We start from the raw sequence: 22,340 nt of genomic DNA, 5'->3' as shown, positions 1-22,340 counted from the left end.
GCCTTCGTATGGTTTCCCGCGCTCCCGCCCGCAAGAAGGCCCCCGTTTCCGGCACGGCCGCCGATCCCGCCCAACTCACCGCCCCGCTCTATAGCGCGGAAGCGGAGAAGGCCGTCCTCGGCTCGATGCTCGCCCACCCGGACATGGTGATGTACCAGGTCCTTGAGTCGCTCAACCGGGACGACTTCTTCGTCCCGGCGCACCAGGAAATTTTCGAGGCCATCAAGGATCTGCACTTGAGCCAGCATGCCATCGACATCATGACGGTGCACCAATATTTGGTCGACCGGAAATTGGCCGACGTCGTCGGCAGCCCCGGCATCCTCGCGGAGCTGGGCGCGGCCCTGGTCACCCACCTGAACGTGGCCACCTACATCCGCCTGGTGCGGGACAAGAGCCTGCTGCGCCACCTCCAGGGCGCGTGCATCAACATCGTCCAGGACATCGCCGACTCCCCGCACGAGGTTTCCGCCGTCCTCGACCGCGCGGAGACGGAGGTCTTCCGCGTCACCGAGTCCGGCCTCACCCAGTCGACCGTTCCCGCGAAGGACGAACTGGAGCGCGCCATCGCCATCATCGACCAGTTCCGCAGCCGCAAGGGGCAGCTCCAGGGCATCCCCACCGGCTTCTCCCAGCTCAACGAGCTGACCACCGGCTGGCAGAAGGGGGACATGGTCGTCCTCGCCGCGCGCCCCGGCGTGGGCAAGACGGCGCTGGCCCTCACCTTCGCCCGCCACGCCATGTCGGACCGCTACGATCCCGCGCGCGACACGTGGGTGAAGCCCGGCCACCCCGTCGGCCTCTTCAGCCTGGAAATGACCAACGCGCAGCTGATGCTCCGTCTCCTGGCCTCCGTGGCGGGGGAAAGCCTGCAAAAGATCCGCCGCGGCGAGCTGGACGACTTCGGCATGGAGAAGCTGCGCCACATCGCGGAAGACATGAAGGGCTGGCCCCTTTACCTGGACGATTCCAGCCACCTGACGATCAACCAGCTCCGCGGCAAGGCCCGCCGCATGAAGCAGCGCTACAACATCGACCTGCTCATCATCGACTACCTCCAGCTCCTCCACTCGGAATCGGCCCAGGCGAAGGAAAACCGCCAGAACGAGGTGGCGGAGATCTCCCGCGGCATCAAGGCGCTGGCCAAGGACCTCGACATCCCCATCATCGTCCTGGCCCAGCTCAACCGCCGCGCCGAGGAAGGCAAGACCGAGCCCGCCCTGCACAACCTGCGCGAGTCGGGCGCCATCGAGCAGGACGCCGACATGGTCCTCCTCCTCCACAAGAAGGACGAGGAAGAGGGCGCCGCGCCGAGCAACCTGCGGGACTACACCCTCATCATCGCCAAGCAGCGCAGCGGCCCCACGGACAAGCTGCCCATCCGCTTCAACGCCCCCTTCACCCGCTTCGAGGACCCCGTCCGCCACGAAAGCCGCCAGGGCGACCTCCACGACGAGGAGTAGAAAATGAGCCGCCGCCCCCAAAGCACCGTGCTGGCCCAGTCCAAGTCCGAACTGGCCGGCCACACCTATTACGACGGCCCCGGCACCCTGCAAGAGCCGGACGGCGGTTTCCAAACCGTCGAGCCCGGCCGCACCCTCGACCTGACGGAGGCGCCGGACGGCCTCCGCGTCCAGGGCGGCGTCCTGCGCCAGGTCGCCGAGCGGACCCGCTGGACCCACAAAGTCACCCTCGACCCGCAGGAGTGCCTCGCCCTCCGGCGGAGCACGAAGGGGGAGGGCCCGGCCCTGGCGCCCCTCGACCTCGCCGCCATTCAGCGCGTCCGCTGAGCCGCCGATGCGTGCCCTTCTCCTCGACCGCCCCGGCACGCCCTCCTCCCTCCGCCTGGCCGACGCGCCGGAGCCCGCGCCCGGCCCCGGCCAGGTCGCCGTCCGCGTCGAAGCCGTCGGCCTCAATCCGGTCGACTACAAGGTGATCGCCTCCGGCCATCCCGACTGGGCGTGGCCGCACATCCCGGGCCTCGACGTCGCCGGCACCATCGAGGCCGTCGGCCCCGGCGGCGACCCATGGATCCCCGGCCAGCGCGTCTACTTCCACGGCGACCTGCGCCGCCCCGGCGGCTTTGCCGAGGTGGCCCTGGCCGACGCCGCCGCGCTGGCCGCCCTGCCGGACGAGGTGGCCGCGACCGACGCCGCCGCGCTTCCCACGGCGGGCTTCACCGCCTACCAGGCCCTTTTCCACCGCGTCCGCCCCTGGGGCGGGCCAGTCGATCCTCATCCACGGCGGCTCCGGCGGCGTCGGGGGATTCGCCCTGCAGCTCGCGCGGGAACTGCGGCTCCGCGTCCTGGCCACCGCCTCCCCGGCCAACCTGACCCTGGTCCAGGAATTGGGGGCCGACACGGCCATCGACTACACCGGGGGAGAGGCCGCGATCGCCGAGGCGGTCCGCCACGCCACCCAGGGCCTGGGCGTCGACGTCGTCCTCGACGCCGCCGGGCCGCCCCGCGCGACGGAGGCCTTCGACCTCCTGGCCTTCGGCGGGGCGCTCGTCTGCGTGGCGGGCCTGCCCGATTTTTCCAAATGGAAACCCTTCCACAAAGCCTGCTCCGTCCATGAGATTTCCCTGGGCGCGGCCTACGGCCCGGGCGGCTCCCCCGCCGCGCGGGCGGAGCTGGGCCGCCTGGGCGCGTCGGTGATCGGGCGGCTGGCGGCGGGGCGGATCTCCTCCCTGGTCACGGAAGTCGTCCCGTTCGAGGAGATTCCCCAGGCCCTGGGCCGCCTCCAGCGCCGGGAGGTGACGGGCAAGATCGTCGCCCGCGGGCCGGGGTTTTAGGCGCCGGGCCGGCCTTTTTTAGGAAAGATAGCCGAATTGTACTCCTAAAGGGGGCATTCGCATGAACTGGAAAGAAGCCGCGGAAGAGACGAAAGACACCAACTACGCCTGGTGGCACATCCGCGAGGCGGTGGAGAGGTTTTCCGATACCGAGGCGGCCGAGATCGCCGCCCTGGTCGCCCAGACCGCCCGGCAAAAAAACTTCCCCGTTTTGGCCAAATCCCCCAACGGGGTGGACTTCCTTCTCGACCGTTCGGCGTTTCAAACCTTGTCCGCCTATCTCGCCGCTCCCGGCACGCCGCTGGGCAAGGAGATCGCGATGGATGAAATGCTCACGCGCTACGAGCGGCTGGATCAAAAAGGCCCCAAAGATCCCGCCTACCGCCACAACCTCCAGGCGCTCATCTGTTCTTTCGCCAAGGAGGTCGACCTTCAGAATCTGAGCTTTCCCAACGGAGGATCGCAGAAAGACGAGCTCCACCCCTACGGCGGGCCGGTGCGGCACCTGCTGTTTCAATGGAATAACCTGGGGACCTTTCACTGGCAGGCGGAACCTTACGCCCGGCGGCTCCAAAAAATCGGGATCGGCCCGGAGGCGCTCGACGCGGCGCCGAAGACCCCCTTCCTTCGCCCCATGCAGGAGGCCGCCTCCGCCGCCCAAACCGATTTTCTGACGCAGGAGCGCCACCCCAAAGCCGCGGACTTAAGCGCCCTGGCGGGGGCCCGCAGGGCTTCCTCTTTTTGTTCCGGCGACGACGGGCTTCTCCATCGGAGCGACAAGATCGCGCTCGATCTTTCCGATTCTTACCGCGACCACAGCGGCGGCGGCTGGGGCGGCGGGGGCGGAAGCTTCGACTAGGGCCCGGGCCGCCTAGTCCTGCTCCGGCAGCGGGGTGGCGGCGGGGGCGGAAGCGGCGGGGCCGCGGCGGCGCTTGGCCGGGGCGGTGGTGAAGGAGTAGCCGATCGTGCTCACGTGGCTGTTGATCCGCCGGAAGCTGTCGAGCATGTCCAGGAAATGGGCGCTGACCGCCAGCGCGTCGGCGCCGTCGTGGCCCGCGTGCATCTTCAGCCGCTCGTAGTGGGCCTTCTGCTCCTGGCGGCACCACTCGTTGAGCGTTTCCTTTCCGCGCAGGAAGGCGCGGACCTGGCCCGCGCCCTGGGTGGTGAGCAGCCCGATCGCCTCGTCGAAGCGGTGCATGACCCGCTCGTAGACGGCGCGCAGGACGGCGGCCTCCTCGGCGGGGAGGATGGTCCCCTCGTTCAGGTGCTTGCGCAGCTGGTCGCAGAGGCTCTTGTCGATGATGTCGCCGACCGACTCCAGCTCGTTGGAGAAGGTCAGGAGGGCGAACTGCCATTCGGCCTCCTTCTTCGTCAGCCCCTCGCGGATGCGGGAGAGGTAGTTCTGCACGGCGCGGTAGGTGCCGTCGACCAGGTCGTCGGCCTGCTGCACCTGGGCGATGAGGGCGAGGTTCCGCTCCGTGTGGACGCGCCAGGCGCTGGCCAGCATCTGCTTCACCGCGTCGGTCATGCGCAGGGTCTCCCGCGTGGCGTTGGCCAGGGCGACGGAGGGGGTCTCCAGCGCCTGCGGGTCGAGGTAGGTCTCGATGGCGGGGAGGCCCGACGCCGTCGGCTCCGGCGCGGGCAGCAGGTCGCGGACGAGGAGGACGATCCGGTCCAGGAAGGGCATGGCCAGGAGGCCGACCAGGAGGTTGAAGAGGCTGTGGAAGACGGCGATGTGCCGGGTCACCGAGCCGGTGCCCAGGTGGTAGAGCGCCTCCGTGAGGGAAGGCGCGGCGAAGAGGAGGAGGAGGGCGAAGGTCCCCTTGATCATCAGGTTGGCCGTGGTCAGGCGGCGGCCTTCCAGGGTGTTCCAGCCCATGATGACGCCGGTGACCGAGATGCCCAGGTTGGTCCCCAGCACCCACGGCACGGCCAGGGAGGCGGCGAAAACCGGGTTGGCCGCCAGCGCGATGGCGAAGCTGATGCTGACCGTGGAGCTCTGCACCGCCACGGTGAAGAGGGCCGCCAGCACCAGGACCAGGAGCGGGTGGGTGGAAAAGAGGGTGATCCAGGGCCCGTTGGCCGGATCGCGCAGGAAGACGCTCACCCCCGCGCCGATGTACTGCATGGCCACGAAGATGAAGCCGAAGGAAAGGAGGCACTGGCCGATGCCGCGGATCGTCTCCCGGTGGAGGAACTGGAAGCCGATGACGCCGAAGACGAGCAGCACGCCCGCGTAGCTCTGGACGTGGAAGGCCAGGAACTGGGCCATCACCGTGATGCCCAGGTTGGTCCCCAGGAGGACGGCGAGCATCCGCGCCGCGTCGATGCGGCCGCTGTCGATCAATTGGAGCGTCAGGAGGGAGAGCGCCGTGGAGGAGGGGGCCAGCGTGCCGACGGCGACGCCGGAGCCGAAGGCCTTCCACCGCCCCTGGGTCATCCGGGAGAGCCAGAGGACCAGCTTGCCGCCGAAGAGGCGGTCCAGGCCTTTCCGCAGAAAACGGACGCCGAAGATCACCAGGGCGATGCCGCCCGCGATCTGGAAGAAAAGCATCGGTGTCTTAGAAAAGAAAAGGGGTCGTCACCCGTTCGTAACCTTGGAGGCAAAAAAACGGGCCTTAGCCCATTTTGACGGGGCCGCCCTTTTCCACGCAGGCGCCGAGGCCTTCGAGGATCTGGCGGAAAAAGCCGGGGCGCTTGGGGGAGACGTCCTTCATCGCTTCGGCGACGGGGGCGGTCCGTTTCGGAAAAGAAGGGAGCGGGGCGGGCTGCTTCATAGAAGGGGAAGAAAATAGGCCTTCCGGCGCGGAAGATCAATCCCTCAATGCCGCGCTACACCGGCGCCAGCACGGCGACGGCCTCCACCTGCGCGGTGCGGGGGAAGAGGTCGACAGGGACGACCCTCTCGACGCGGAAGACGGAAGAGAGCCCCGCCAGGTCGCGCGCCAGGGTGGCCGGATCGCAGGAGACGTAGACCGCGCGCGCGACGCCCGACGCGCCGGCCCGCAGCGCTTCCAGCGCACCGGGGGCCAGGCCTTCCCGGGGCGGGTCGAGGAGGACGAGGGCGGGCGCGGAAGCCGCCGCGGCCAGGGCCTCGGCCAGCCGGTCTTCGACCTTTCCTTCAATCCACTCCACCTGTGGGAGCTGCCGCCGCCGGGCGTCGCGCAGGGCGCGGCCGTCGGCCTCGATCGCCCAGGCGCGCGCGCGGCCCGCGGCGAGGGCCTCCGTGAAGAAGCCGCCGCCGCAGTAGCCCTCGACGAGGTGGGGCGCGTCGGTCGCCGCCGCCTGCGCGGCGACGAGGTCCCGCAGCGGCTCCAGGAGAAAGCGGTTCACCTGGTGGAAGGCCGACGGCGGCAGGTCGGGCATGCGCAGGGAGAAATGGCCCTCGGCGGGCCGGGGCTTCTTCCGGCGCAGGTCGGTGAGGGCGTCGTTGACCTCCGGCGCGGCCAGGAGGCAGTGGGCCACGTCGACGATCTCCCGGGAGCCCGCCCGGTGGAAGCCGAGGCGGCCCTGCCCCGCGTGGACGGTGATGCGGTTGCGGTAGCCGTAGGCCTGGGGAGAGGGAACGATCGGGTCGACCGGGGCCTCCACCTTTCCCACGCGGCGGAGCGTCTCGGCAACCTGGGCCTGCTTGGCCCGCAGCTCCTCCTCATAGGTAAGGTGCTGGTATTGGCAGCCGCCGCACGGCCCGTAGTAGGGGCAGGGCGCGGCCTGGCGGGCGGGGCCGGCCTTCACCACGCGGACGACCTCCGCGCGGCCGAAGTTCTTCTTGAGCGTCGTGACGCGGACCTCCACCTCGTCCCCCGGCGCGGTGAAGGGGACAAAGTAGACCCGCCCCTCCGCGCGGCCGATCCCCTCCCCGCCGAAGGCCAGGGTGTCGATGGAAAGAGTCAGGGGAGGATTGGCAGACATTATGCTCGAATGGTTTGAGTGGGCCGAGGCGGATGCGCACCGGCTCCGCCCACGAAAAAAGCCGGGATCGGGGGATCCCGGCTTTCTCGTTAGCCTGGAAGTTCAGGGGTTCTAGTAGAAATTGATGAGATCGCCCGGGGGGTAGTCCTGCACCACCATCGAGTCGTAGGCGGGCTGCTTGAAGCCCTGATAGCTGACGCCCGGGCCGATCGGCAGCGGGGAGGTGGCCACGTCGACGACGCCCAGGCCGATGTCCTGGACCACGCGGCTGGTCCCCTGGACCAGGCCCTTCGACCAGGCAACGGTGGGGCCTTCCAGCTCGTTGAGAGAATACATCGAGTCGAAGATCTCCGCCGGAGCCCAGGCGATGTTCGCGATGCCGCGGCCCATCTTGTCGTAGAAATTGTCCTTCAACGGCATCGAAATGTCGGCACGGGCCAGGGTCAAACCTCCCAAAACGAGCGCCAGCGCGAGGGTCTGCGGCTTCATACCGTTATATTTCCACTAAAAACGGGAAAATCCAGTACGAAGATTGCCGTCTCCCGGCAGCCCGGCATAACCGGGGGAATGGCCGATTCCATCCCCCTCTGGCCCGGCGGCGCGCCGGACGCCCGCGGCGGCGCCCCCCACGACGCCCCCGCCCTGACCCCTTTTCCGGCCGACGTCCCGCACCCCGCCCCCGCCCTCCTGGTATTGCCCGGGGGCGGCTACGAGTATCTCAGCCCCCGGGAGGGGGAGGAATTCGCCCTTTGGCTCAACGAGCGGGGGATCCACGCCTTCGTCTTAAGCTACCGGCTGGGCAAGAACGGCTACCGCCACCCGGCCATGCTCCAGGACGCCGCGCGCGGCCTGCGGACACTCCGCCACCGCGCCGGCGAATTCGGCATCGCGCCCGGCCAAATCGGCATCATCGGCTCCTCGGCGGGCGGCCACCTGGCGGCGACTCTTCTGACCCGGTTTGACGCCGGGGATCCCGCCGCCGCCGATCCGGTGGAGCGGCTCTCCTCCCGGCCCGACCTGGGCGTCCTTTGCTACCCGGTCATCACCCTTTCCGGCCCCGCCACCCATGAGGGGTCCCGGGACCAGCTGCTCGGCGCCGGGGCGGAGGAAGCGCAGCGGCTTCTTTTAAGCGCGGACCTCCACGTCACGGAACAGACGCCGCCCTGCTTTGTCTGGCACACGCAGGAAGACCCCTACGTCCCGGCGGAAAACGCGCTGCTCTTCGCCCGGGCCCTCCAGGCCAAGAAAGTCCCCTACGCGCTCCACGTCTATGAGCGCGGACCCCACGGCCTGGCCTTGGGCAACCATCCCTGGACGGCGGAGCTGCTTCGCTGGCTCTCCCTGCGCTGGCCGGTGCGGCACGCGGGCTAGCCCGGAATAATCTTTTCCGCCCGCAGACGGGCGAAGAGGTCGAGGAAGGAATCCTCCGTCACCTGCACGTCCCGGAAGCCGAGGCGGCGGTTCTTCGTCATGTCGGTCAGGGTTTCCAGCGGACGGCCCAGGTCGGCGTCGGTATGCCACCAGGAAACCAGCGTCTCCAGGGCGAAGGGCTGGAGGTTGTGCTTGGTGACGACCTTGTCCCACAGCGGCGCGGCGTCCGCCCACATCGCTTCCAGCGGCTGGGCGTGGCCCGGGTATTCCGCCGCCTCGACGCCGAGGGCGCGGGCGAGCTTTCCCCACATCCGGCGCCAGCGGAAGACGTCGCCGTTGACGATGTTGAGGGCCTGGTTGCCCGCCTGCGGCTCGGTGGAGGCCCATTCCAAGTGGCGCGCCAGGATGCGGGCGTCGGTCACGTCGGTGAGCGCCTCGTACTGCTGGGGGGAGCCGGGGAAGACGAAGGGCCGCCCCGTCTCCCGGCAGAGGGCGGCGTAGACGGCCAGGGTGACGCCCATGTTCATCGCGTTGCCCAGGGCCCAGCCGATGAGGGTGTGGGGCCGGTGGACCGACCAGCGGAAGCCCTGGCGGGCCGCCGCCTCGAAGAGGATGTCTTCCTGGGCGTAATAGAAATTGGGGTAGGGAACGCGGGGCTGCTCCTCGCTGAAGGGGGTGTCCGGCTTCACCTTGCCGTAGGACTCGAAGGGCCCCAGGTAGTGCTTGAGGCCGGTGACCAGGGCGACGTGCTCCGGGCAGGCGGGAAGGGCTTCCAGGAGGTTGCGGAGCATCGCGCCGTTGACGCGGATGTTCTCCGCCTCGTTCGCCTGGCGGGCCCAGGTGCAGTAATAGACGTGGGAGAAGGCCTGCCCCTCCAGCGCGTGGCGGACGGAGGCCGGATCGGCCAGGTCGGCGACGACGGGGACGATTCCCCGGTGGGTGCCGGGGCGGCGGGCCAGGCCGTGAACGGTCCAGCCGTGGTGGACGAGGTGGTCGGCCAGGTTCTGGCCGGAAATGCCGGTCGAGCCGACGACAAGGGCGGTGGGCTTCATCAAAAAAAATCAGGCGGCGGGCGGAACGTAGGCGGCCAGGGAGCGGACGGGGCGGCCCTCCAGCGGCGGGCGGCGGTCGAAGATGCCGGGGGCGATCTCCGCCTTTTCCTCGTAGGCGCTGCGGAGCATCTCCAGCTTGGCGTCGAGGTTGTCGAGGTAGTGGAGCGCCCACGCCTCCGGCGTGCGCGGCGTCACCGGCGCGCCGAATTCCCGCTGGCCGTGGTGGGAGGCGATGAGGTGGAGGAGGTGGAGCTTCACCTGCTCGGCCGACGGGGTGGCCGCCTGGGTGAACTCCTCCCGCTCCGCCACCGTCCGCCAGAGGGCGTTGACCAGCTCCATCCCCACAGGGATGTGGCCAAGCAGCTCGCCAATCTGGGTGTAGGGCATGACGAAGCCCTCGGCGGCGTAGTCGTTCTCCCACAGCTTGCCGCAGTCGTGGAAGAGGACGCCCGCGCGGACCAGGTCCCAATTAAGCCGGGGATAGACGGGGGCCAGCGCCGCCGCGCCGCGCAGCATCTGCGCGACGTGCTCGACGAGGCCGCCGCGCCGGGCGTGGTGGAAGTCGCGCGCCGCCGCCGCGCGGGCGAAGCGCTCCCCGTATTGGGAAAAGAAAACCTGGCAGAGGACCCGCAGCCGCGGATCGGCCAGGGAGGCGGCGGCTTCCTCGATATAGGCCAGCTCCCCGGCCAGGAAGTCGCGCCGTTCCGGCGTCCCCGCCAGGAGGGCGGCCGATTCCTCCTCCGAAAGGGGGCGGAAATGGAGCCGGTCCGGGTTGAGGCCGAAGCCGTTGCGCCGGAAGACGGCCTCGACCCAGAGGAAGGCGCCGGGGCGGAGGCCCTGGGCCTCCTCGTAAGCGGGCGCGTCGGACCAGAGCTTGATCCGTTCCGCGCCGGTGCCGTCGGCCAGCTCCAGCTCCAGGTAGGGCTTGCCCGTCTTGGTGGTGCCGGGACGGGCGGCGGCGACCTGGCAGGCCAGGCCGCCGCTCCACTCCGTGCCGTCGGCGGGCGCGGCGAGGAGGAGTTCCCGGAAAGTCACGGAGGGTTAGGAGGCGAGGAGCGCCTTGGCCTTCTCGACGACGTTGTCGACCGTCAGGCCGTAGACTTTCGCCAGCTCCTTGGCCGGGGCGCTCGCGCCGAAGCGGTCGACGCCGACGAACGCGCCGTGGCGCCCGATGTAGTGGTCCCAGCCCATGCGGATGCCGGCCTCGACGGCCAGGCGCTTGACCGCCGCGGGGGGCAGCACGCTGTCCTGGTAGGCCTGGTCCTGCCGGTCGAAGAGGTCCCAGGAGGGCAGGGAGACGACGCGGATCTTCTTCCCTTCCGCGGCCAGCTTCTGCCCGGCCTCGAAGGCCAGGGAAAGCTCCGAGCCGGTGCCGATGAGGATCAAATCGGGGGTGGCACCAACCTGGCTCTCCCACAGGACGTAGCCGCCCTTGAGGACGCCGCTGGCGGCGCCGGTCTTCGTGCGGTCGTAGACGGGGAGGTTCTGGCGGGAGAGGGTCAGGATCGTCGGGCGGTCGGTGTTGTGCAGCGCGGCCAGCCAGGCGTAGGAGGTCTCGTTGGCGTCGCCCGGGCGGATGACGGAGACGCGCGGGATGGCGCGGACGGTGGCCAGGTGCTCGACCGGCTCGTGCGTCGGGCCGTCCTCGCCGACGAAGATGGAGTCATGGGTCATGACGTAGATCCCCTGCAGGCCGGAGAGCGCGGAGAGGCGGATCGGCGGGCGCATGTAGTCGGTGAAGACGAAGAAGGTGGAGCCGAACGGGATGAGGCCGCCGTAGTAGCCCAGGCCCGCCACGATGGCGCCCATGGCGTGCTCGCGGATGCCGAAGTGGAGGTTGCGGCCGCCGAAGTCGCCCTTGAGGAAGGAGCCGAACTCCTTGATCCAGGTCTTGGTGGAGGGGGCCAGGTCGGCGGAGCCGCCCAGGAGCTGGGGCACCTTGCCGAAGAGGACCTTCAGCACCTCGCCGCCCGCGTTGCGGGTGGCCTGGGGCTTGTCGGCGGGGAACTGGGGCAGGGCCTTTTCCAGGTCGGCGGGGAGCTTCTTTTCCAGGGCGTCCTGGAAGATTTTGGCCTTCTCCGGCTCGGCCTTGGCGTAGGCGGCGAAGCCCGCCTCCCACTCCTCGCGGGCCTTGGCCCAGTCCTTGCGCTTGGCGGCGAAGAACTCCTTCACGCGGCTGGGGACCAGGAAGTGCTGGTCTTCCGGCCAGCCCAGGTTCTTCTTCGTCGCGGCGACCTCTTCCTCGCCGAAGGCGTCGGAGTGGGCCTTGGGCGTGCCCTGCATCTTGGGGGAGCCCTTGCCGATGACGGTCTTGCCGATGATGATCGTCGGCTGGCCGGTGACGCCCTGCGCCTCGGTCAGCGCCTTCTCGATCTGGGCGCGGTCGTTGCCGTCGATCTGGATGACGTGCCAGTGGTAGCCCTTGAAGCGGGAGGGGACGTCGTCGGAGTAGGAAAGGTCGGTCTTGCCCTCGATGGAGACGTGGTTGTCGTCGTAGAACCAGATCAGGTTGTCCAGGCCCAGGTGGCCGGCCAGGGAGGCCGCCTCGTGGGAGATGCCTTCCTGGAGGTCGCCGTCGGAGACGATGGCGTAGACCTTGTGGTCGGAAACTTTGAAGGAGCCGCTGTTATAGGTGGCGGCGGTGAACTTCTGCCCGATGGCCAGGCCGACCGAGTTGCCCGTGCCCTGGCCCAGGGGGCCGGTGGTCACCTCCACGCCGACCGTCTCGTGCGACTCGGGGTGGCCCGGGGTGAGGCTGTGGAGCTGGCGGAAGTTCTTCAGCTGGTCCAGGGTCATCTTCTCGAAGCCCGCCAGGTGCAGGAGGGAGTAGATGAGCATGGAGCCGTGGCCCGCGGAGAGGACGAAGCGGTCCCGGTTCGGCCAGTGGGGGGCGGTGGGGTCGATGCGGAGGAACTTGGTCCAGAGGACCACGGCGAAGTCGGCGCAGCCCATCGGCAGGCCGGGGTGGCCGGACTCGGCCTTCTGCACCGCGTCGAGGGTCAGGGTGCGGATGGTGTCGGCGGCGAGCTGCTCGATGGGGACGTTCTGGAAAGAGGCCGGTTCGGCGGAGGCCGTGGGGGCAGGGGTGGACATGGTAACGAGAACCGTAACCAGGGCCGCCGGAGGTGTCAAAAAACTAATAGGTCGCCGTGATGGAAAGGACCGCCGTGCCGCTCCGGGACTGGGTCCAGGGGCCGCTGTCGCCGGAGGCGCCCCCCACGCTGTCGTAGCCGCCCGCCTCGTCGTACCACAGCGGCAGGGTGAAGCCGTCGGCCGTCCCGTCGACCGGCCACCGCTTCGGGATGGCGACCAGGAAGCGGTAGCTGCTGACGGTCAGAATCGCGTTCTGGGCGCTGAAGGCCAGCCGGGGATAGATCAGGCCGCCCCAGGAATAGGCGTAGGGGGAGGCGCCGGTCCCCCAGACGACGAGGGAGACGGTGGCGTCCCCTCCCGACACTCCCGCCGGGCAGACCAGCTCCCGCTGCGTCCCGCCGCGGTCGACGGTCACCGTGTCGGTGATGGGGGCGGAAAAGGAGGGGTTGGAGGGATTGGGCTGCGTGCCGGAAAAGGCGAAGGCGGCGGCGGCCTGCCAGGTCTTCGCCTGCCAATACCAGCGCATCGCGTCGGCCAGGGAGAGGCCGACCGGATAATAGGTCCCCGGCCCGACGTAGCCGGCGGGGAGGGTGCTGCTCGTCGGGTCCCACAGGCCGGACGCGGGCAGGACGCAGAAGGGAAAGGAGCCGGAGCGGGAAAGGTGGAGGACGGCCATCCCTTCTATTTATAAAAGGCGGAAGGACCGCGCCTCGACGGAGGAAATGTCAGGAATGGAGGAGCCAGTCGAGCGCCCCGTCGACCGCCTTGAGCAGGTCCCGGTCGACGCGCAGGAAACGGTTCCAGCCCAGGGCGAAGGGGAAGAGCCGGTGGGGGAAAGCCCCGGCGTCGATCCAGCCGGTTTCGACGAACCAGCCGTTCCGGTCGAACGCGGCGGCCACGGGCAGGTCCTGCAGCGCGGCCCCCTTGGCCGCCAGGGAAAAGCTCCCCGCCCCCCCGGCCGACATGCCGAAGCGCTCCGCCAGCCCGCTGCCGCAGCGGCCCCGCGCGGGCGGGTTGACCAAAAGGAGGCCCATCAGCCGGGCCGGGGCCGGGGGCTGGGCGGCCAGCAGCGCCTGCGCCGCCCCGGGGCCCACGCCGCCGTAGAGGATCGGCACCCGGTCCGCCCGCTGGACGGGGACGGCGGCGGCGGCGATCCGCTCCAGGTCGGAGGCCAGGTTCTCCGCCGTGTAGGGCGCGGCGGCGTAGGCGGGCAGGTCGAGGCCCAGGACGTAGAGGCCGTTGCGGACCAGGTGGCGGCAGAGGGTCTCCTCCCAGAACGTCCACCCGTTCCCCCCGGAGACGAAGACGAGGATCGCCGCCGGCGGCCCGGCGGGCGGCAGGTCGTAGACCGTCGCGCGGCCCCGGGAGAGCGGCAGCGTCAGGACGGGGCGCGCGGTGGGAGCGGCCGCGCGGTCCTGCGCGGGCAGGAGCGGCGCGGCGGCCAGCAAAAGCAGGACGGAAAAGATCAGGCTCTTCATACCGCCTCCTCCGGTTCCTCGCCGGAAAGGCGCTCGCCGTCCCGGTAGACGGAGCGGAGCCGGGGCTCCCGCTCCGTGTCGAAGAGGCAGAAGTCGGCGGGCATCCCCTTTTCCAAGCCGTGGGAGAGGCCGATCCACGCGGCGGGACGCAGGGAAAAGGCGTCCCACAGATCGTTCCACGGCAGGCCGGAAAGGGCGGCGGCCTGGAAGACGCCCCGGAAGGGCGTCAGCGTCGAGCCCGCCAGGCGGCCCGTGCCGGGCTGCGTCGCCCGGCCGTCGGCGGCCACCGCCACTTCCTGCGCGCCCAGGGTGAAGGGGCCCTCGCCCGCGGCCCCCGCCGCGCTCATGGCGTCCGTCGTCAAAAGGAGGCGCGGCCCCAGCGCCCGCGCCAGCGCGCGGAAGGCGGGCGGCGGCACGTGGAGCCCGTCCGGGATGAGGAAGGCCCGCAGCCGCTCGTCGGCCAGGACGTGGAAGAAGGGGTTCTCGAACTTGTCGATCTGGCGGGGCAGCGCGTTGCCCAGGTGGATCCAGGCGTCGGCGCCCGCCTCCACCGCGTCCGCCAGGGCCGGGCCCATCGCCAGGGAGTGGCCGATCGCCGCGCGGACGCCCGCCGCGCGCAATTGGCGCAGGAAGGGGAGCGCCCGCTCCGGGGCGATCTCCGGGGCCAGCGTCACCAGCCGGACCGCGCCGCCCGCCGCCGCCTGCCAGCGGGCCAAAAGGGAAAGGTCGGCCGGGATCATCCGCGCCGCGTCGTGCGCGCCGCGCGTGCCCGGATCGGGATTCAGGAAGGGCCCCTCCAAATGAAAGCCCAGGCAGCCGCCGGGGGATTCCGCCCGCCGCGCGGCCAGCGCGCGCAGGAGCGCCTCCCCCTCGTCCGGCGCGTGGGTGATGAGGGTGGCCAGGAAACGGGTGCAGCCGTGCGCGGCCAGCGCGCCGTGCGCGCGGGCCCAGGCCGCCGGATCGGCGGGCAGGCGGTTGAAATCGGCGCCGCCGAAGCCGTTCACCTGAAGGTCGACGAGGCCGGGAGCGATCCACGGCAGGCCCGCGGCGGGCCCCGTCCAGAGTTCGAAGGCGGCGAAGCGCCCGTCGGCCACGGCGATCCGCATCGGCGCGCCGGTCCGGTAGTGGCGCGCGGCCAGATGGAACTCCATGGGCCGACTCTACGCCAACCCCCCGCGCCCCCGCAACCACGCCGCGCTCCGCTTTCTCTTAAGCGTTACGCGCGCCAGAGCACCAGGATCAGGATGACGATCAAGAGGAGGCTGCCGCTCGGGTAATAGCCCCAGCCGGCGGCGTAGGGGAAAACGGGCAGCGCGCCGAGGAGGGCGAAGAGCAGGAGGATCAGCAGGATGGTGCGTAACATGGGATCGGTGGGGTTGGTTTCCCCAACGTAACCCCGTTTCCTACTTCCGCAAACGGCGGGCGGTGAGCAGGCCCGTCGCGCAGCCGGTTCCCGCCAGGATGACGGCGCAGCCCACGACCATGCGGAGGGTGACCGCCTCATGCAGCAGGACGACGCCCAGCAGCATGGCGAAGACCGGGACCAGGAAGGTGACCGACATCGCCCGCGCCGGGCCGACGTGCGCGACGAGCCGGTAAAAGACGATGTAGGCAAAGGCGGTGCAGAGAACGCCAAGCGCCCCCACCGCCGCCCACGCCGCCGGGGTAACCGCCGCTCCCGGGCCGCGCGGAAACAGGAGCCATGCGGGCAGGGCCATGAAAAGGGCCGCCCCCACCTGGCTGCCGCCGGCGATGAGCAGCGGCGGCACGCCGGGGAGCATCTTCTTGGAATAATTCGTCCCCACGCCGTAACAGAGCGTGGCCAGGAGCGCCGCCGCCAGCGCGGGCCCCGCGCCGCCCGCGTGGAAGGAGGCCTTCCCCCACACCAGGAGGACGACGCCGTAAAAGCCGATGAAGAGCCCCGCGACCCGCATGCGGGTGAGCCGCTCCCCCAGCCAGACGCGGGCGATGAGCGCGCCGAAGAGCGGCGTCGCCGCGTTGAGGACCGCCGCCAGCCCGGCGGTGATGGTGAGCGTGGCGTAGGCCAGCAGGGCGAAGGGGATGGCCGAGTTGACGATGCCGACGACGGCGATGTGCCCCGCCTGCCGCCAGGAGGCCGGGGCCTGCCGCCGCAGGAGGAGGAGCGGCAGAAGGGCCAGCGCGCCGATCGCCACCCGCAGGGCGATGAGCGGGACCGGCCCCAGCTGCGGCGCGGCCAGCCGCATGAAGGGGAAGGAGCAGCCCCAGATGGCGGCCAGGAGAACCAGTTCGGCGGCGTCGCGCGGTTTCATCGGAGGCTCCCGATAAAAGGGGTTCGCCAACCGCCCGCCAAGCGGCAATTTGGGCGGCATGGAACTGCGCCCCGCCACGGAGGCCGACCTGCCCGGCATCCTGGAAATCTACAACCACGCCATTCTCACCAGCACCGCCGTCTACGACTACGAGCCGCACTCCCTGGAAATGCGCCGCCGCTGGCTGGAGGAAAAGCGCGCGGCGGGAATGCCCGTCTGGGTCGCCGCGGAGGGGGAGGCCGTCCACGGCTTCGGCGCGTACGGGCCCTTCCGCCCGTGGGCGGGCTACCGCTTCACCGTGGAGCACTCCCTCTACGTCGCGGAGGCGCGGCGGGGCCAGGGCCTGGGCAAGCGCCTCCTGGAACGGCTCCTCCTGTCCGCGCGGGAACAGGGAATGCACACCGTGGTCGCCGGGGTCGACGCGGCCAACGAGGGGAGCATCGCCCTCCACCGCGCCTTCGGCTTCGAGGAAACGGGCCGCCTGCGGGAGGTCGGCCAGAAGTTCGGCCGCTGGCTCGACCTCGTATTCCTGCAGAAGCTACTGAGCTAGATCGAAGGAGCCGCTCGGCCCCAGATCGGCTTCCGGGCTCTCCTTCTTCCCTCCCGCGCCGTAGACGACCGCGCGGACGCGGCGAAAGACGGAAGGCCCGTCGTAGCTCCCCTCCCGCACCCAGCCCAACGTCCGGCGCGCCTCGTCCCACGTAAAGCGGGTCTTGCGCACCGCGCCGCTCAAATAGCCGTCGGTCGCCCCGTCATCCTCCACCAGCGTGAAGGCGGCGTCCTTCCCCGCGTAGACCTCCACCGTGAGCGGGCCGCCGGGGAGATCCGCCGTCGTCTGGACGACGGGCCCCAGCGGCAGGATCGTGCCGGGCCGGACGTAGAGGGGGATCTGGTCCAAGGCCGCATCGACCTCCGCGCGGCCCGCCGGAAGCTCCCGCGCCTCCTCGAAGGCGCGGAGCCGCTCCGGGAAATAGACGCTCCGCTTCGTCCCCGGCGCCAGGACCGGCGCGGCCAGGAGGCCCGGGCCCAGGAACCACTCGTCGGACAGATCCGCCGCCTCCGCGTCGCCCGGGTAAAGCATCGCCACCGGCCGCAGGAGCGGCAGGCCGCTTTCCCACGCCTCATGCGCCAGGCTGTAGAGATAGGGGATCAGGCGGTAGCGGAGGTCGAGCGCCCCGCGCATCGCCTCCTCCGCCTCCTCCCCGAAGGCCCAGGGGAAATGGGGCGGCACCTTCCGCGCGGAATGGGAGCGCATGACCGGCAGCAGGGCCCCCGCCTCCATCCAGCGGGCCAGCATCTCCGGCGAGGGGCGGCCGGGGAAGCCGCCGATGTCGCAGCCCGCGTAGGGCATCCCGGCCAGGCTCCAGTTGAGGAGGTTCACCGGCGTCACCGCCAGCGCGGGCCAGGTGGAGAAAATATCCCCCGTCCACGCCGCCGCGCCGAGCCGCTGCAGGCCGGGGGAGAAGGAGCGGTTCAGGCTCCAAAAACGCTCGTGCGGCCGGGCGCGGCTCCACGCCTCCCGCTCCGCCTCGTTCCACCAGTAATATTTGGTGTAGATCGACTCCCCCTCGTCGTTCCACCAGCCGGCGACGCCGTCCCGCGTCATCGGCTCGAGCTGCGCCGCATACCAGGCGCGCGCCGCCGGATTCTCGAAGTCGAGGCCCCGCAGGTCGGCCTTCGTGCTCTTCTCCCCGTTCCCGCCCGCCGCGCGGATCCACTTCTTTTCCCGCAGCATGGCCAGCGTCTCCGCGTCGCCGATGCGCGGTTTGCGGATGGGAATGACGCGGACGCCCTCCTTCGCGTAGGCCGCGATCTGCGCCGCCGGATCGGGGAAGAGCGACGGATTCCACGAGAAGTCGCCGAACCGCGGCGCCCCCTCCGGCGGCAGCTCGTAGTCGGGCGTGGCCGTGTAGCACTCAAAGTCGAAGATGAAGGCGTCGACCGGCAGGCGGCGGAGACGGAAGGTCTTCAGCGTTTCATCGACATAGGCCGGATCCTTCCAGCCCCAGCGGGACTGGAGATAGCCGAAGGTCCAGCGCGGCGGCACCGGCGCGGCTCCGCTCAAGGCCGCGTACCGGCGGCAGGACTCCGCCAGGTCGGCGGCGGGGAAAAGGTAAAGGGAGGCCGTCCGGCCGGGAAAGGTCCAGCGCACCTTCTGCGCGTCGGCGGCCCACCGGGCCGGGGCGTCGTCCACCTCCGCCACCCCCAGCGCGCCGTAGCCCGCCGCGGACCAGTAATAGGGAATGGCCGCCTTGCCGTTGCCCAGGCGGGAAAGCCCCTCCGTCTTGAGCAGCGCGTCCGCCTCGCCCCGCCCGCCGCCGCCCGCGCCATAGGCACGGAACGGCGCGCCCGCCGGCAGCGCGAGGTCGAGGGCCAGCGCGCCCTTTTCCTCCCGCGCCACCGTGCCGCGCGCCAGCACCATGCCGCCCGCGCGCAGTTCCCACGCGCCGGTCGCCTTCTCCACCGCCAGCTCCTGCCCGTCCACGGACACGCCGCGCCAGCCGTCCTTATCCACCTCCGTCCCCGCGCGCGCCCGGGCCAGCGCCGGATCGGTGAAGATGCTGGCGGGCCGCTCCGGCGCGCCGAGCGACTCGGTCAGGCAAAAGAGGCCGGGCTTGAGCGCCTCCACCCGGACGTGGACCGGGCCGACGTCGAGATCCGCGGCCCAGGAAAGAGAGAAAAGGGAAGCGAGCGCGGAGAGGGAAAGGGCCAAGCGGCGCATTTCCCCATCTTAAGCCGAAAAAGAAAAATTACGAGCGCGCCTCCCGCTCCAGGAGGATCCGCTTCCGCTCCGCCGTCCAGCGGTAGCCGGAAAGGCCGCCGTCCGTCCGCACCACCCGGTGACAGGGCACGGCCAGCGCCAGGACATTGGCCGCGCAGGCCCCCGCCACCGCGCGGACCGCGCGCGGCGCGCCGATCTTCCGGGCGATCGCCGCGTAGGTCGCCGTCGTCCCCGCCGGGATGCGGCGGAGCGCCTGCCAAACCCGCTTTTGGAAGACCGTGCCCCGGAGATCGAGCGGCAGGCCGATTTCCAGCCCCGGCGCCTCCACGCAGCCGACGACCCGCGCCACCCATTTCTCAAACTCCCGGTCCGCCCCCGCCAGGCGGGCACGGGGGAAACGCTCCTCCAGCTCGCGCACCAACACGGCCGGATCGTCCCCCAGGGAAATCATGCAAAGCCCCTTCTCCGAGGCGGCCACCAGCAGCGCGCCGAGCGTGGTGGCGGCCACGGCAAAGCGGACCTCCGCCCCCGCGCCCCCCTTCCGGTAGGCGCGCGGCGGCATCCCCAGCTCCCGGGCCGCCTCCGCGTAGAAGCGGCCGCTGGAGCCGAAGCCCGCCTCGTGGAACCCCTCCGTCACCGTCCGGCCCCGGGGCAGCGCGGCGCGGACCTTCTCCGCCCGGCGCGCGGAGGCGTAGGCCTTCGGCGTCAGCCCCGTCGCCGCCTTGAACGCGCGGTGAAAATGGTGGCGGCTCATCCCCGCCGCCCGCGCCAGCGCGTCCAGGGAGGGGGCTTCCGCCGCCGCTTCCAGAAGGCGGCACGCCCGGGCCACCGCCGCCGCGTGGCGGGTGGCGGTCTGCGGCAGGGGCGGCTTCTTCGTCATGCGGGAAAGCTTACCCCTCCCCGCCTTCCGAAACACTCCGGTTCTGGCTTTTTTACCAGCCGGAGAGGACGATCTTCCCGATCGTCCGGCCGCTTTCCAGCTTCTTGTGGGCGGCGCGCAGGTTGGCCGCGTCGATCGGGGAAAGCGTCTCCTTCAGCGTGCCGCGCAGGGCCCCGGCCTCAAAGAGCGCCGCCGCCGCGTCCAGGATCTCCCCCTGCCGCGCCATGTCGGGGGTTTGGAACTGCGCCCGCGTGAACATGAACTCCCAGAAAAACGCCGCGCTCTTCGCCTTGAGCAGGCCCAGCTCCAGCGGCTTCCGGTTCTCCACCACGCAGACGATCCGCCCCTGCGGCCGGACCGCCTCCGCCATCGTCTCCCAATAGGCATCCGTGTCGGAGAAATTGGCGATGAAGTCGACCTCCCGGTGGCCGAAGGCCGCCAGCTGCGGCGCCAGCGGCTGCCGGTGGTCGGCCACGTGGTCGGCGCCCAACGCCTCCACCCAGGCCCGCGTCTCCGGCCGGGACGCCGTCGTGACCACCGTCAGCCCCGCGCGCTTCGCCAATTGGATCCCGATCGAACCGACTCCGCCCGCCCCGCCGATCAGGAGGAGCGTCCGCCCCGCGCCGCCCCCTTCCGGCGCGATCCCGAGCCGCTCGAAAAGCGCCTCCCACGCCGTCAGCGTCGTGAGCGGCAGGGCGGCCGCCTCCGCAAAGGAAAGGGTGTGCGGCTTGCGCCCTACGATCCGCTCGTCGACCGCCTGGAGCTGCGCGTTCGACCCGGGCCGCGTGATGTCGCCCGCATAGTAAACCGCGTCGCCGGGGCGAAACCGCGTCACCTCCGCCCCCACCGCCTCCACCACTCCGGCGGCGTCCCAACCCAGGACCCGGGGCGCGGCTTCGACCTTCGCCTTCGGCGCCCGCACCTTCGTGTCCACGGGATTGACCGAAACGGCCTCCACGCGCACCAGGAGATCGCGCGGCCCGGGCACCGGATCGGGCAGCTCGCAGTCAAAGAGGGACGCCGGATCGTCGATCGGCAAATAACGGCTCAGGGCGACGGCTTTCATGGGAAGTCCTACTCTAAGATGCCGCGCGCGGGCGGCAAGAAAGAGGGAAAGACCCCACGGCTACGGCGCCCAGGCTTCGCGCCATCGCGATCCCGCAACCGGGCCGCAGGCCAGTCGCGGGACCGCGCCGGGCTCAGACCTGCGCCATTCCCCCATCTACGGCGAGATCCACGCCCGTGATGTAAGAACTTTCATGGGAAGCCAGGAATACGACAGCCGACGCGATTTCCTCGGGCTTGCCCCTGCGCCCCAGCGGAACCTGCGAGACAAACTGAGCCACCGCCTGATCGACCTGTTCAGGAGGAAGGCCCACCTTGTCCAGGGCCGGAGTTTCGATCGGGCCGGGACTCATCGAATTCACGCGAATCTTGCGGTCCTTCAGCTCCGCCGCCCAGCCTCGCGCGAAGCTGCGCACGGCCGCCTTGCTGGCGGCGTAGGCGGTAAACCCCGGCAGCCCCATCACATTCGCGACAGAAGAGTTCAGAATGATCGAGCCGCCGTCCTTGAAGAGCGGCAGGGCCTTCTGCGCCGTGAAAAACAAGCCCTTCACGTTCACGTCGAAGGTCTGGTCGAAATGGGCCTCGGTCGCCGTCGCAAGCGCCGCAACGGTCCCGCCGCCCGCGTTGGCAAAGAGGACATCAATGTGGCCGTGCTTCTCCTTCACGACGGCGTAGAGCCGGTCCAGATCCTCCAGGCGCGACACGTCGCCCGCGACCGGCGTGACGTTTCCGCCGATAAAGGCCGCGGCCTCCTTCAGCTCCTTCTCGCGCCTGCCGGTGATCACGACATGGGCTCCCTCTTCCACGAAACGCTTGGCCACGGCCAGGCCAATCCCACTATTGCCGCCCGTCACGACCGCGACTTTCCCCGTAAGTTTATTCATGCTTTTGAGACTCCTGTTTCCTGTTTGAGGCCGCCCTAAGGACGGCGCTTTGTTTCATTAGTTACTTGCAACTTGCAAGTGATATTGGCTTAAACAATTAGCTTTCAAGTTGCAAGCTATTTACCGCAAGATAGCGGCAATGGGAAAAGCCAAGTCCGATTGCAGGCAGTCAGGATGCCCCGTTGCCTTCACCCTCGATGCTTTCGGGGACAAGTGGTCGCTTCTTATCGTTCGGGACATGCTCCTGAACGGCAAGAGGCACTACGGCGAGCTTTTGGAATCCCCGGAACGCATCGCGAGCAACATCTTGGCCGACCGCCTCAAGCGGCTGGAGGAAGGCGGCGTGATCACCAAGGCCGCCGATCCCAAGAACCAGAGGAAATATGTTTATGCGCTGACGCAGAAGGGAATAGACCTTCTGCCCCTGGTGCTTGAATCGGTGGTCTGGGGTTCCAAGCACGTCCCCGAAAACAGCACCCCGAAGGAGTTTTTGCGACGCCTTAAGAAGGACCGGGGAGCCGTCGCCAAAGAAGTCCTTGCGGCCTTAAGGCGCAAGGAATCCGCTCTGTAAGAGCGCCCGTGCGACAAGGCCCTTGGCCGGTTTTCTTTTTTTCACCAAGCCGGAGGGGGGAATCCGCGCACCCGTTGGATTTAGTAAGTGAAAATGGCTCCGGAGGTAGGGCTCGAACCTACGACCAATCGGTTAACAGCCGACCGCTCTACCACTGAGCTACTCCGGAGTGGCGAAGAGGGAAGACGCTATCAGCGCCGCCTGCGGGGTTCAACTTTGAATTTGCG

Annotated in this window: 23 protein-coding genes and 1 tRNA gene; 7 read left to right on the top strand and 17 right to left on the bottom strand. The window is 69.8% G+C overall.

What is annotated here, in order from left to right:
* The first annotated feature begins 8 nt into the window (after positions 1–8).
* From dnaB to PW734_03815, 4 genes are all read left to right on the top strand, one after another.
* Positions 9–1,463 (top strand): replicative DNA helicase, encoded by a 1,455-nt coding sequence (gene dnaB, locus PW734_03830; GenBank protein ID MDE1170329.1) that lies wholly within the window; start codon positions 9–11, stop codon positions 1,461–1,463.
* Between the two features lie 3 nt (positions 1,464–1,466).
* Positions 1,467–1,790 (top strand): hypothetical protein, encoded by a 324-nt coding sequence (locus PW734_03825; GenBank protein ID MDE1170328.1) that lies wholly within the window; start codon positions 1,467–1,469, stop codon positions 1,788–1,790.
* 293 nt (positions 1,791–2,083) lie between these two features.
* Positions 2,084–2,794 (top strand): zinc-binding dehydrogenase, encoded by a 711-nt coding sequence (locus PW734_03820; GenBank protein ID MDE1170327.1) that lies wholly within the window; start codon positions 2,084–2,086, stop codon positions 2,792–2,794.
* A 61-nt stretch (positions 2,795–2,855) separates the two neighbouring features.
* A complete protein-coding gene (locus tag PW734_03815; protein ID MDE1170326.1) occupies positions 2,856–3,653 on the top strand; it encodes a hypothetical protein in 798 nt (265 codons plus the stop codon).
* A 12-nt stretch (positions 3,654–3,665) separates the two neighbouring features.
* Here PW734_03815 and PW734_03810 read toward each other — a convergent pair whose 3' ends face one another.
* The 4 genes from PW734_03810 to PW734_03795 all read right to left on the bottom strand — a co-directional run bounded on the left by PW734_03810 (position 3,666) and on the right by PW734_03795 (position 7,195).
* Positions 3,666–5,348, bottom strand: a complete 1,683-nt coding sequence (locus PW734_03810) for a Na/Pi cotransporter family protein (protein MDE1170325.1) — start codon at positions 5,346–5,348, stop codon at positions 3,666–3,668.
* A gap of 64 nt (positions 5,349–5,412) precedes the next feature.
* Positions 5,413–5,571 (bottom strand): hypothetical protein, encoded by a 159-nt coding sequence (locus tag PW734_03805; protein ID MDE1170324.1) that lies wholly within the window; start codon positions 5,569–5,571, stop codon positions 5,413–5,415.
* A 55-nt stretch (positions 5,572–5,626) separates the two neighbouring features.
* Positions 5,627–6,706, bottom strand: coding sequence for a TRAM domain-containing protein (locus PW734_03800; protein ID MDE1170323.1), 1,080 nt, complete (start codon positions 6,704–6,706; stop codon positions 5,627–5,629).
* Positions 6,707–6,817: 111 nt separating this feature from the next.
* Positions 6,818–7,195, bottom strand: a complete 378-nt coding sequence (locus PW734_03795; GenBank protein ID MDE1170322.1) for an exosortase system-associated protein, TIGR04073 family — start codon at positions 7,193–7,195, stop codon at positions 6,818–6,820.
* Between the two features lie 78 nt (positions 7,196–7,273).
* Between PW734_03795 and PW734_03790 the strand changes: the two genes are divergently transcribed.
* The gene (locus PW734_03790) at positions 7,274–8,077 is read left to right on the top strand and encodes an alpha/beta hydrolase (protein ID MDE1170321.1); all 804 of its coding nucleotides are present in this window, start codon (positions 7,274–7,276) and stop codon (positions 8,075–8,077) included.
* Here PW734_03790 and PW734_03785 read toward each other — a convergent pair.
* The 8 genes from PW734_03785 to PW734_03750 form a co-directional block, all read right to left on the bottom strand.
* The gene (locus PW734_03785) at positions 8,074–9,129 is read right to left on the bottom strand and encodes an SDR family oxidoreductase (protein ID MDE1170320.1); all 1,056 of its coding nucleotides are present in this window, start codon (positions 9,127–9,129) and stop codon (positions 8,074–8,076) included. The genes PW734_03790 and PW734_03785 overlap by 4 nt on opposite strands.
* A 9-nt stretch (positions 9,130–9,138) precedes the next feature.
* Positions 9,139–10,164, bottom strand: a complete 1,026-nt coding sequence (locus PW734_03780; GenBank protein MDE1170319.1) for an HD domain-containing protein — start codon at positions 10,162–10,164, stop codon at positions 9,139–9,141.
* A 6-nt stretch (positions 10,165–10,170) separates the two neighbouring features.
* Positions 10,171–12,222: a transketolase gene (tkt, locus tag PW734_03775; GenBank protein ID MDE1170318.1), complete on the bottom strand. Its 2,052-nt coding sequence runs from the start codon at positions 12,220–12,222 to the stop codon at positions 10,171–10,173.
* A 43-nt stretch (positions 12,223–12,265) separates the two neighbouring features.
* Complete coding sequence (locus PW734_03770; GenBank protein MDE1170317.1) at positions 12,266–12,898, bottom strand: hypothetical protein; 633 nt, start codon at positions 12,896–12,898, stop codon at positions 12,266–12,268.
* A 49-nt stretch (positions 12,899–12,947) separates the two neighbouring features.
* Entirely contained in the window at positions 12,948–13,700 is a 753-nt protein-coding gene (locus PW734_03765) for a hypothetical protein (protein ID MDE1170316.1), read from the bottom strand.
* Positions 13,697–14,851, bottom strand: coding sequence for an amidohydrolase family protein (locus PW734_03760; protein MDE1170315.1), 1,155 nt, complete (start codon positions 14,849–14,851; stop codon positions 13,697–13,699). Before PW734_03760 ends, PW734_03765 begins: the two co-directional genes overlap by 4 nt.
* A 65-nt stretch (positions 14,852–14,916) precedes the next feature.
* Entirely contained in the window at positions 14,917–15,063 is a 147-nt protein-coding gene (locus tag PW734_03755; protein MDE1170314.1) for a DUF3309 family protein, read from the bottom strand.
* 40 nt (positions 15,064–15,103) lie between these two features.
* Positions 15,104–15,991: a DMT family transporter gene (locus PW734_03750; GenBank protein MDE1170313.1), complete on the bottom strand. Its 888-nt coding sequence runs from the start codon at positions 15,989–15,991 to the stop codon at positions 15,104–15,106.
* Between the two features lie 58 nt (positions 15,992–16,049).
* Between PW734_03750 and PW734_03745 the strand changes: the two genes are divergently transcribed.
* Positions 16,050–16,541, top strand: a complete 492-nt coding sequence (locus tag PW734_03745) for a GNAT family N-acetyltransferase (GenBank protein MDE1170312.1) — start codon at positions 16,050–16,052, stop codon at positions 16,539–16,541.
* On the opposite strand, the gene PW734_03740 is transcribed toward PW734_03745, so the two are convergent.
* The 4 genes from PW734_03740 to PW734_03725 form a co-directional block, all read right to left on the bottom strand.
* Entirely contained in the window at positions 16,530–18,713 is a 2,184-nt protein-coding gene (locus PW734_03740) for a glycoside hydrolase family 31 protein (GenBank protein MDE1170311.1), read from the bottom strand. The two genes, PW734_03745 and PW734_03740, sit on opposite strands and share 12 nt — an antisense overlap.
* A 28-nt stretch (positions 18,714–18,741) precedes the next feature.
* Entirely contained in the window at positions 18,742–19,593 is an 852-nt protein-coding gene (locus PW734_03735; protein ID MDE1170310.1) for a methylated-DNA--[protein]-cysteine S-methyltransferase, read from the bottom strand.
* A 52-nt stretch (positions 19,594–19,645) separates the two neighbouring features.
* The gene (locus tag PW734_03730; protein ID MDE1170309.1) at positions 19,646–20,659 is read right to left on the bottom strand and encodes a zinc-binding alcohol dehydrogenase family protein; all 1,014 of its coding nucleotides are present in this window, start codon (positions 20,657–20,659) and stop codon (positions 19,646–19,648) included.
* A 133-nt stretch (positions 20,660–20,792) separates the two neighbouring features.
* On the bottom strand, positions 20,793–21,542 hold the full coding sequence (locus tag PW734_03725) for a glucose 1-dehydrogenase (protein ID MDE1170308.1): 750 nt from the start codon (positions 21,540–21,542) through the stop codon (positions 20,793–20,795).
* 109 nt (positions 21,543–21,651) lie between these two features.
* Here PW734_03725 and PW734_03720 point away from each other — a divergent pair, with 109 nt between their 5' ends.
* Positions 21,652–22,113, top strand: coding sequence for a helix-turn-helix domain-containing protein (locus PW734_03720; protein MDE1170307.1), 462 nt, complete (start codon positions 21,652–21,654; stop codon positions 22,111–22,113).
* A gap of 94 nt (positions 22,114–22,207) precedes the next feature.
* On the opposite strand, the gene PW734_03715 is transcribed toward PW734_03720, so the two are convergent.
* Positions 22,208–22,282 (bottom strand) — tRNA-Asn (locus PW734_03715).
* Between the last annotated feature and the right edge of the window lie 58 nt (positions 22,283–22,340).

Source organism: Verrucomicrobium sp., assembly GCA_028283855.1.
Lineage (GTDB): Bacteria > Verrucomicrobiota > Verrucomicrobiia > Methylacidiphilales > GAS474 > GAS474.
This window is presented reverse-complemented; position numbering and strand designations above follow the sequence as displayed.

Coding starts and splice junctions, on each gene's coding strand:
- dnaB (MDE1170329.1), top strand. CDS start 9: ATGGTTTCCCGCGCTCCCGCCCGCAAGAAGGCCCCCGTTTCCGGCACG.
- PW734_03825 (MDE1170328.1), top strand. CDS start 1,467: ATGAGCCGCCGCCCCCAAAGCACCGTGCTGGCCCAGTCCAAGTCCGAA.
- PW734_03815 (MDE1170326.1), top strand. CDS start 2,856: ATGAACTGGAAAGAAGCCGCGGAAGAGACGAAAGACACCAACTACGCC.
- PW734_03810 (MDE1170325.1), bottom strand. CDS start 5,348: ATGCTTTTCTTCCAGATCGCGGGCGGCATCGCCCTGGTGATCTTCGGC.
- PW734_03805 (MDE1170324.1), bottom strand. CDS start 5,571: ATGAAGCAGCCCGCCCCGCTCCCTTCTTTTCCGAAACGGACCGCCCCC.
- PW734_03800 (MDE1170323.1), bottom strand. CDS start 6,706: ATGTCTGCCAATCCTCCCCTGACTCTTTCCATCGACACCCTGGCCTTC.
- PW734_03795 (MDE1170322.1), bottom strand. CDS start 7,195: ATGAAGCCGCAGACCCTCGCGCTGGCGCTCGTTTTGGGAGGTTTGACC.
- PW734_03790 (MDE1170321.1), top strand. CDS start 7,274: ATGGCCGATTCCATCCCCCTCTGGCCCGGCGGCGCGCCGGACGCCCGC.
- PW734_03785 (MDE1170320.1), bottom strand. CDS start 9,129: ATGAAGCCCACCGCCCTTGTCGTCGGCTCGACCGGCATTTCCGGCCAG.
- tkt (MDE1170318.1), bottom strand. CDS start 12,222: ATGTCCACCCCTGCCCCCACGGCCTCCGCCGAACCGGCCTCTTTCCAG.
- PW734_03770 (MDE1170317.1), bottom strand. CDS start 12,898: ATGGCCGTCCTCCACCTTTCCCGCTCCGGCTCCTTTCCCTTCTGCGTC.
- PW734_03765 (MDE1170316.1), bottom strand. CDS start 13,700: ATGAAGAGCCTGATCTTTTCCGTCCTGCTTTTGCTGGCCGCCGCGCCG.
- PW734_03760 (MDE1170315.1), bottom strand. CDS start 14,851: ATGGAGTTCCATCTGGCCGCGCGCCACTACCGGACCGGCGCGCCGATG.
- PW734_03755 (MDE1170314.1), bottom strand. CDS start 15,063: ATGTTACGCACCATCCTGCTGATCCTCCTGCTCTTCGCCCTCCTCGGC.
- PW734_03750 (MDE1170313.1), bottom strand. CDS start 15,991: ATGAAACCGCGCGACGCCGCCGAACTGGTTCTCCTGGCCGCCATCTGG.
- PW734_03745 (MDE1170312.1), top strand. CDS start 16,050: ATGGAACTGCGCCCCGCCACGGAGGCCGACCTGCCCGGCATCCTGGAA.
- PW734_03740 (MDE1170311.1), bottom strand. CDS start 18,713: ATGCGCCGCTTGGCCCTTTCCCTCTCCGCGCTCGCTTCCCTTTTCTCT.
- PW734_03735 (MDE1170310.1), bottom strand. CDS start 19,593: ATGACGAAGAAGCCGCCCCTGCCGCAGACCGCCACCCGCCACGCGGCG.
- PW734_03730 (MDE1170309.1), bottom strand. CDS start 20,659: ATGAAAGCCGTCGCCCTGAGCCGTTATTTGCCGATCGACGATCCGGCG.
- PW734_03725 (MDE1170308.1), bottom strand. CDS start 21,542: ATGAATAAACTTACGGGGAAAGTCGCGGTCGTGACGGGCGGCAATAGT.